The 8,736-nt window shown below is 57.5% G+C and carries 7 protein-coding genes and 1 tRNA gene; all 8 read left to right on the top strand.

What is annotated here, in order from left to right:
• Positions 1-138 precede the first annotated feature (138 nt).
• The 8 genes from EXR70_24125 to EXR70_24090 all read left to right on the top strand — a co-directional run bounded on the left by EXR70_24125 (position 139) and on the right by EXR70_24090 (position 8,537).
• Entirely contained in the window at positions 139-1,290 is a 1,152-nt protein-coding gene (locus tag EXR70_24125) for a CHAT domain-containing protein (protein ID MSP41584.1), read from the top strand.
• Between the two features lie 285 nt (positions 1,291-1,575).
• A complete protein-coding gene (locus tag EXR70_24120) occupies positions 1,576-2,826 on the top strand; it encodes a CHASE2 domain-containing protein (protein MSP41583.1) in 1,251 nt (416 codons plus the stop codon).
• 9 nt (positions 2,827-2,835) lie between these two features.
• Entirely contained in the window at positions 2,836-3,462 is a 627-nt protein-coding gene (locus EXR70_24115; GenBank protein MSP41582.1) for an adenylate/guanylate cyclase domain-containing protein, read from the top strand.
• 12 nt (positions 3,463-3,474) lie between these two features.
• Positions 3,475-4,419, top strand: coding sequence for a hypothetical protein (locus tag EXR70_24110; GenBank protein MSP41581.1), 945 nt, complete (start codon positions 3,475-3,477; stop codon positions 4,417-4,419).
• Positions 4,420-4,516: 97 nt separating this feature from the next.
• Positions 4,517-5,440: a phosphonate ABC transporter, permease protein PhnE gene (gene phnE / locus EXR70_24105; protein ID MSP41580.1), complete on the top strand. Its 924-nt coding sequence runs from the start codon at positions 4,517-4,519 to the stop codon at positions 5,438-5,440.
• 228 nt (positions 5,441-5,668) lie between these two features.
• Complete coding sequence (locus EXR70_24100) at positions 5,669-6,520, top strand: NAD(+) kinase (GenBank protein ID MSP41579.1); 852 nt, start codon at positions 5,669-5,671, stop codon at positions 6,518-6,520.
• A 115-nt stretch (positions 6,521-6,635) separates the two neighbouring features.
• Positions 6,636-8,345, top strand: a complete 1,710-nt coding sequence (gene recN / locus EXR70_24095) for a DNA repair protein RecN (protein ID MSP41578.1) — start codon at positions 6,636-6,638, stop codon at positions 8,343-8,345.
• A 116-nt stretch (positions 8,346-8,461) separates the two neighbouring features.
• Positions 8,462-8,537: transfer RNA gene (locus EXR70_24090), tRNA-Ala, on the top strand.
• Positions 8,538-8,736 lie beyond the last annotated feature (199 nt).

Below are 8,736 nucleotides of genomic sequence, written 5' to 3'. Positions count from 1 at the left end.
GTGCGGCCTCAACCACGGTGATCTCGCTGCGATATACTTGTTGAATTACGTCTAGTCGTTTCTCGTCTTTCATTGTCAGGGTTGTCATCCTTCCACCCTGACATAATTACGTTGCCGTTAACCCCTGACATAATCACTTTGCTACAACATCTCGGCAACAAAGTGGTGCTCGCCCGGGATCAGAAATTGCGTGATGAAGAAATCGCGTTACAAGCGCGCATCGCCGGCTTGGAAGCGCAGAGCGCGCCGCCGGACGACGACGAAGAGAGCGACGGAGCGGCGGGCGGCGAAGAAGAATTGGCGCAAGATCTGAGCGCTGCGCAACAAGCCTATAGCGCGTTGCTCGCCAGAGTGAGGAAAGAAAACAAAGAGCAAGCCTCGCTGATGACCGTCGAGCCGCTAACGCTCAAGCAGGTGCAGGCGAGCTTGGACGGCGAGACCACGCTGCTCGAATATTTCGTCGCTGCCGAACAGATCGTGCTTTGGATCATCGATAAAGAGCGCGCCGAGCATGTGACGATTCCGCTGCGGCGCCGCGATCTGATATTGAAAGTTCGCGCGCTGCGGCAAAGAATTTCCGAACCGACGCGCCAGGGCGCCGGGTTGAAAGAAAGCGCGCAGGAACTTTATCGTTTGTTGATCGAGCCGGTGCGGCAAAAAATCCGCGGCAAAGAATTATTGATTATACCCCACGACGTGCTGCACTACTTACCGTTTCAAGCATTGATCGCGCCGAGCGGGCGCTATTTGATCGAAGACTATCCCATCGAGTATTTGTCGAGCGCCAGTCTGATGCAGTTTACCAAGGAGAAAAAGAAATCCAGCCGCGACACGGTGTTGGCGTTGGGCAATCCCGATAGGGGCGACGAAGCTTTTAATCTGCGCTTTGCCGAACGGGAAGCCAAAGAGATCGCCGCGGTGTATCCCAAGAGCTCGGTCTTACTGCGCGAGCAAGCGACCAAGGCCAAAGTCGTTGCTCTGGGCCCGGCCAACGACATTCTCCATTTCGCGGTTCACGCCGAGTTCAACCAAGAAGATCCGACCAGCTCAGCTTTGTTGCTGGCGCGCGACGGCAGCGAGGATGGCAAGTTGACAGTGCAGGAAATTTTCTCGCTTAACTTGAAGGCTGACTTGGTGGTGCTCTCGGCTTGCGAAACCGGTCTGGGCAAAATCAGCAACGGCGACGAGATTGTCGGACTGACCCGAGCGTTTATTTACGCCGGCACGCCGTCGGTGATTACGACTTTATGGAAGGTCAACGATCGGGCCAGCTATGAGTTGATGAAATAATTTTACCTGCAATTGAAGACCCAAAAGAAATCCGCGGCGCTGCGGCAAGCGCAGCTCAAGACCATGAAAGAGTTTCCCGAACCGTTTTTCTGGGCGGCGTTCGGCTTGACCGGGGAGCCGTAGGAGAAGGTTGGCGATGATTCGACAAAACCTCATGGCACTATCTTGCACGGAGATTGGCTACTACAGAGCGGAGAGCCGCAGTGATGTAAATACTTCTAGCGGAAAATCGGTTGACTCCAAGATGGCTTTGCCGCAACTTTGAAGTAGAATCACCGCCAGCAAATGAATATTCTGACGACGCTCAAACGGCGCAAGCGGCGCTTTTACAAATCCCTGCTGATTGGGGTGGTGGTTAGCTTGTTGCTGACGATCGCTTCCTACATGGGCTACTTGGACGTGATCGAAGCGAAGGCGTTGGACTTTCTCATGCTGCTACGCGGCCAGCAGCGGTCGGCGGAGATCGTTTTGGTGCAGATCGACGACGACGCTTTTGAAAAGCTTGGCGAACGCCAACCGCTGCCACGCAGCTATATCGCCAGCCTCATCGAACTTGCCGGCCGCGGCGGGGCGAAAGCGATCGGTGTCGACGTCGAGTTCAAGGTCGCTTCCGATCCCGCCGAGGATAGCCGTTTGTTGGCAACCGTTGAAAGTGTCGCGGATGGTGGCAATAGCAAAGTCGTGCCGGTATTCTTTGTCCGCCCGCTCAGCGAGGACGACAAGGGTACCGTATTTCGGCGCACGCCGTTCTTCGATGCACGGCTTTCCGGGATCGCCGGATTTGCCAATGCGCCGGTGGATAGCGACGGGATCATTCGCCAAGTGCCGCTGGCGCTACGCGGTGGCGACGGCAAGATTTTCCCTTCTCTCGCTCTCGCCGTGGCGGCGCGCTATGCGGGTTACGATCTGGCCAGGTTCGATGCGGCGCTGACGGACCGCCGTGAAATCAAGTTGAGCTTACCTGAGTGGAGTCGCCTCGATGGTAAAGCGCGCGCTCATAATACCATGTTGGCGATCAAGGCCGACGAGACTTGGCGCATCAATTTCGCCGGCGGCCAGGGCAGCTTCGCCATGCTGCCGAGCGGACCTTTGGCGCAGCTCGCCGCCGCCAAAGTTCCATTGGCCGCCGACAATCCGTTTCGCGGCAAGATCGTGCTGATCGGCGCGAGCTTTCAAGAGAGCCGCGATTTTTATCCGACGCCGCACGGTTTGCTGAGCGGCTTGGAAATCCACGCCAACGTGATCCGGACGATTCTCACCCGCTCGCGCATCGAGCCGGCGCGGCAATTTCTTGCCTTGGCAATTTTACTGCTCTTCACGTTGGTATCGAGTTTGCTGATCACCTTGTTCAGCCCGACCGTGGTGACGGTTCTTTCCCTAGTGGCGATCCCGCTCATTCTTGTGCCACTGAGTTATTTGGCGTTCGCTTATCTCGGTTTGTGGGTCGACTTCGTCACGCCGCTGATGGCGATCCGTTGGGGCGCGCTGTGGGCGGAGTATTTGGAAGGCCGCCATGTGCGCAAATCTCTCGGCTAATATGTCGGCATGGAGGTCGCCAAACAGATCGTCGAGCAAGACGAGCAGCTCGTCGGCAAGAAGCAGATCGTCACGGTGTTTTTCACCGACGTGCGTAACTTCACGACCATGTGCGAGGGGCTGCCGCCGGAACAAGTGGTGGTGCGCATGAACGAGCTGTTCGCCATGATGGGCAAGGTGATCGAGCGCCACGACGGGACGATTTTCGATTTCATCGGCGACGCGGTGCTGGCGGTGTTCGGCGCACCCAGGGCCAATCCCGATCACCCCCGCGCGGCGGCCGAGAGCGCCATCGAAATTCTCGCCGGCCTCGACGATCTCAATCGTCGCTGGGCAGAAAATAATTTAGCGCCGTTGCGCATCGGCATCGGCCTGCACACCGGCGAAGTGATCGCCGGCATCGTCGGCACCGGCGAGCGCAAAAAATTCGACGTCACCGGCGATACGGTCAACACCGGTTCGCGGGTCGAGGGCTTGAACAAAGAACTGGGCACGGCGATCCTGGCGACGCGTGAAACCGTGGCGCTGCTCGACGGCCATTTTACCGTGCGCAATTGCGGCGCGGTGGCGGTCAAAGGTCGCGAGCAAACGGTGGAAGTCTATGAGGTTCTCAACAGTACGGCTAAACTATCTTAGGAGGGATTGGCAATGAAAAATTTACGCTCATCGATAATCTTGGCGGCGCTGTTTTCGCTTCTTGGCTTTGCCGCGCGAGTTAATGCACAAGACGCGCTGGCGGTGATCACCGAGTTGAAATTCAACCGCGGCGATATTCAATTGCGCGCGTCGAGCGGCGCCGCGCCGGCGAAACCGGCGGTGTTGCAGTCGCTCTATGCCGGCAACGTGATCCAGACCAAGGGCGACGTGGTGGCCGTGGTATTTTTTACCGACGGCTCGGGGACGATCTCGGTGGACGAGAAAAATCCCAATTTTGAAATCAAAGCGGGGCAAAGCAAAGGCAGCGCCGCCGGCTCCAAAGTCCGCGAAGTCGCCGGCTTGCTCTTGGGCAAGAAAAAACCGCCGACCTATGTCGCGCTGTCGGTGCGCGGCAAACCGCAAGCGCCGACTCTGCTGTCGCCGCGCAACACCAAGCTGACCAGCGACGCGCCGACGTTTCAGTGGATGGGCATGGATCAGCAGCCGGGCTCGGTGAAAGTTTTTGGACCGCAGGGCGTGATCTGGAGCGCCGACAATATCAATCTCACCAAGATCGCCTATCCCGCTTCGGCGCCGCGCTTGCAGCCCGAGGTCGAGTACAGTTGGGTGATCGAGAAAAAAGGTTTTGCCGTGACACGCGTGCCCTTCAAACTGCTGCGCTCAGCGGATGCCGACGAGGTTAAAAACCGTTTAGCGGAATTGTCCAGTGTCAGCGCCGCGTCGAAAACCACCTTCGCCGTGCTCAAAGCCAATTTACTGATGTCCAAGGAACTGTTTCACGACGCCCGCGAAGTGCTGAGCGAAGCGATCGCCGCCGACAACGACGAGCCGACGCTGCACTTTGTCCTGGCCGAACTGTACGACAAGATCGGCCTAAAAAATCTCGCCGGCGAGGAATACAACGAAGCGGAGTTTTTGTCGAAAGCGAAACGGTAAACGCTCGCGGTCAAGCAGCAGAAATTTTTCCACAGCGTAGGCGACGGTCGCGACCGGCCCTTTCGGCTCGCGCCAATTACGTTTACGGTAGCCAGCGATGAACCCTGACGCTCAAGATATCTTCAACCAGGCGCCAACGCGGCCGCGGCGGGGCAAGAAATTTTTTGTTGCGTTTGGCGTCGGTCTCCTTTTGCTCGCTTGGTCGTTTCAGGGGGCGAAGCTCAGGCCGGGCGAATTGATCGAGGGGATTCCGCAGATTTTTTCTACCTTGGCGCGCATGTTGCCGCCGGATTTCGCCAAGATCACCGAGGCAAAGAATTATTATTTCCCTGACAACTTGTCGTTGCGCGAATTAGTCTTTCCGCTGCCGGTGAACGAGGCCGCCGGGCGGGCGCGGCAGCGTTGGTGGGACAACACGTTTCCGCAAACCGTCATGGGCGCGACTTTGGAAACCGTGCAGATGGCGCTGGCGGGAACTTTTCTCGCGTTGATCGCGGCTTTTCCGCTCGGCTTTCTCGCGGCGCGCAACACCTCGCCGCATCCGCTGGTCTACCACGCCGTGCGCACGGTACTGAATCTGGTGCGCACGATCCCCGATCTCGCCCTCGGTTTGCTGTTCGTCGCGGCGGTGGGTTTGGGCGCTTTCGCCGGCACGCTGGCGTTGGCGATTCACACGGCGACGGTGCTGGGCAAGCTTCTATCCGAGTCAGTCGAGAACATCGACGAAGGCGTAGTCGATGCGGTGCGCGCCACCGGCGCGGGCTACTCGCAGATACTGTCATTCGCCGTGCTGCCCCAGATTCTTCCCGATTTGATTTCGTTTACGCTGTACCGTTTCGAAACCAACATCCGCGCCGCTTCGGTCTTGGGTTTGATCGGCGCCGGCGGCATCGGCTACTTGATGAACACCAGCTTTCGCACTTTCCAATATCAAGAAGCGGCGGCGATCGTCTTGGTGTTGATCGCTTTGGTCATGTTCGTCGATTATCTCAGCTCGCGCTTGCGCCAGATGGTAGTTTGATGCGGATGAATTGACCGCACCCTTCGACGAAGCTCAGGGCGATCGGCAGCGCACAGGGCGCAAAAAAAGAAATCGATTAGCTCCTGCCTCTGTGAACTCTGTGATCTCTGTGGTGAATATTCTTGTTCTGAAATTTCACACAATCGGGATAATCAAACTCGTTTCCCCTGCCGATCATGGACATTTTTTTTCTTCCTGTGATAATCTCGCGCTGGAGTCAATGCCGCAATGATACGCACCGTCGGCTTAGTTGCCAAATACCACGAGCCCAAGGCCGCCAAGATGGTCCGCTGGCTTATTCCCTGGCTTAAGAAGCGCGGCATAAAAGTCTGCGTCGAAAACGGTCTGGTACGCACGGGTGCGCGCTCTTGCACCAAGAAAGAGATGGCGCTGGAGGCGGACCTGATTATCTCCTTGGGCGGCGACGGGACGCTGCTCAACATCGCGCCGCTGGTGGTGCGTCCGGAAGTGCCGATCCTCGGCGTTAACCTGGGCGGCTTGGGTTTTATCACCGAGGTCGCGGTCAATGAATTGGAAGCGGTGCTGCGCAAAACCCTCGAAGGCGACTACGAAGTCGAACCGCGCATGACCTTGCAAGTGAAAGTGATCAACAAGAAAGGCCGCTCGCGCAAGTTTCGCATTCTCAACGACGCGGTGATCGCCAAGGGCGCGCGCAGCCGGATCATCGATCTGGAAACTTATGTCGGCGCCGACTATCTGTGCACCTACCGCGCCGACGGTTTAATAATCTCGACGCCGACCGGCTCCACGGCGTATTCTCTCGCCGCCGCGGGGCCGATTCTCGAACCGACGTTGGGCGCCATCGTGCTGGCGCCGATCTGTCCGCACACGCTGACCAACCGGCCGATCGTCGTGCCGAGCAACGCGACCATCCGCGTCACCTTGCGCTCCTTCGGCGACACGGTGATCTTCAGTCCGGACGGCCAAACGGGCGTGCGCTTGCACAACGGCGATAAAGTCGAAGCGCGCGATTACGGCATGCCGGTGTCGTTGATCAAGCTGCCGTCGCGCAGCTACTACGAAATTTTGCGCGAGAAACTCAAGTGGGGTGAGCGGTAAAATTCGGATTCGGATATTTAACCGCAAAAAGCGCAAAGGGCGCAAAAAAGATTTGTTTCGTAGGGGCGGGTCGCGACCCGCCCTGCTCCCAAAGTGAAGGTAAGTATTCAAGCATATGCTGCGTGAACTGCGCATTAAAAACTTCGCGGTGATCGAGGAAGTGGCGATCGAGCTCGGGTCGGGGTTGAATATCATCACCGGAGAGACCGGCGCGGGTAAATCGATCATCCTCAATGCGCTGGGTTTGGTCGCCGGTGAGCGCGGCAGTTCGGATATCATCCGCCACAAAGAAGACGAAGCGACGGTGGAAGCATTGTTCGACAGCGTGCCGGAGCCGCTGGCGGCGAAGCTCGCCGAGGCGGGCTTCGAAATCGACGGCGAGTTGGTGATCAAACGGATTCTCAACCGCTCGGGGAAAAATCGCATTTATCTCAACGGCAGCATCGCGCCGCTCAACGTCCTCGCCGATGTCGGCGGCGCGCTGGTGCATATCTACGGTCAGCATGAGCATCACACTTTGCTGCAGCCGGAAACTCATTTGATTTTACTCGACGCTTACGCCGGCTTGGACTCGGCGGGCAAGACGATGGCGGAAAACTTCTCGGCGCTGTCGCGGGCGTGGAACGAACTGCGCCAAAGCCGCGAGTCGTTGGAACAGCGGCGCAAAGAGAAAGCGACGCTCGAAGCGCAGATCGACGAGATCTCGGCGGCGCGCTTGAAGGCGGGTGAGGAAGAAGAGTTGCGCGCCGGCAAAAACATTCTCGCCCACGCCGAAAAACTGCACCAAGGCAGCCGCGAGGGCGAAGAACTGTTGTACGAAGGCGACGCCGCGCTGGTCAGCCGGCTCGGCAAGTATTCCGGTAAACTGCGCGAGCTGGCGGCCATCGATCAGAACTTGCAGCCGACGTTGGAGCTGATCAATTCCTCGTTGGCGCAGCTCCAAGAAGCCGCCGCGCAACTGCGCCGCTACGCCGGCCAGGCGCACTTCGATCCGCGCGCGCTCGAACAATTGGAAGATCGCTTGGCCGAGATTCAACGTTTGAAACGCAAATACAACGGCGGCGTCGAAGAGATTTTGCGGATGCTTGATGACAATCAACTTGCGCTCACGGCATTGGACCAAGGCGAAGAGCACATCGCGACTTTGGACAAAGCGTTCAGCCGGGCGCGCCAGCTGGCTTGGGACAGCGCCGAAAAGCTTTCCCTCGAACGCCAACGGGCGGCGAAAAAACTCAAACGCGAAATGGAAAAAGAGGCGCGCGGCTTGGGGCTGGCGGAAACCACTTTCGACGTCCGCTTCGTAGTGCACGACGACAAGCAAGATGCGCCGCCGTTTTTCATCGCCGGCAAAAAACTCAGCGAGCGCGGCATGGATCAGGCGGAATTTTATTTTTCGCCCAATCCCGGCGAGCCGCCCAAGCCGCTGGCGAAAATCGCCTCGGGCGGCGAATTGTCGCGCTTGATGTTGGCGCTCAAGTCTTTAGTTCTATCGCCGGGCGTGGTTTCCACGTTATTATTCGATGAAGTCGATAGCGGCGTCGGTGGGCGCGTCGCCGAGATCGTCGGTAAAAAATTGAAACAAGTGGCGGCGCGCCATCAAGTGATCAGCGTAACCCATTTACCTCAGATCGCCGCTTTGGCAGACTTCCATTTCGTGGTTAGCAAGGAAGTTGAAAAGGGCCGCACCTTCACCACCGTCGAGCGTCTGTCAGAAAAAGCGCGCATCGCCGAAGTGGCGCGCATGCTCGGCGGCGTGAAGATCACCGATCAAACCCGCAAGCACGCCGCCGAACTGGTGAAGGCAAGTGCGAAGGCGGAAGAATGAAGGCGGCAAAAACTTCTAGCTGACGCCGAAAGATTGACTTTTGGCTGAGTAACTTAGATATTATCCGTCCAGAGAGATTTAGGGTTTCGCCTTTATCCTTCCGCTTTTTTTCTCGTGGGGCCGTAGCTCAGTTGGGAGAGCGCTTGAATGGCATTCAAGAGGTCGAGGGTTCGATTCCCTTCGGCTCCACCAATTACCTTTCCAACAGATTCCTATAAAGTCCGTTAACCTATTGCAGCAGCATGTGTCAATGGCGGAGAGAAAATGTGCCAGATAGCGGCGCAATAGTGTACCAGTCAGGTTAAGAGAAAAGGGCTTTGAAGCCCCTGGGGTTTATTGTTGAGCTGGCACGTCGATTTAGATTTTGGTGTTGGGTTCTCCTTCGGTTGGC

The organism is Deltaproteobacteria bacterium (assembly GCA_009692615.1).
GTDB lineage: Bacteria > Desulfobacterota > Binatia > UBA9968 > UBA9968 > DP-20.
This window is presented reverse-complemented; position numbering and strand designations above follow the sequence as displayed.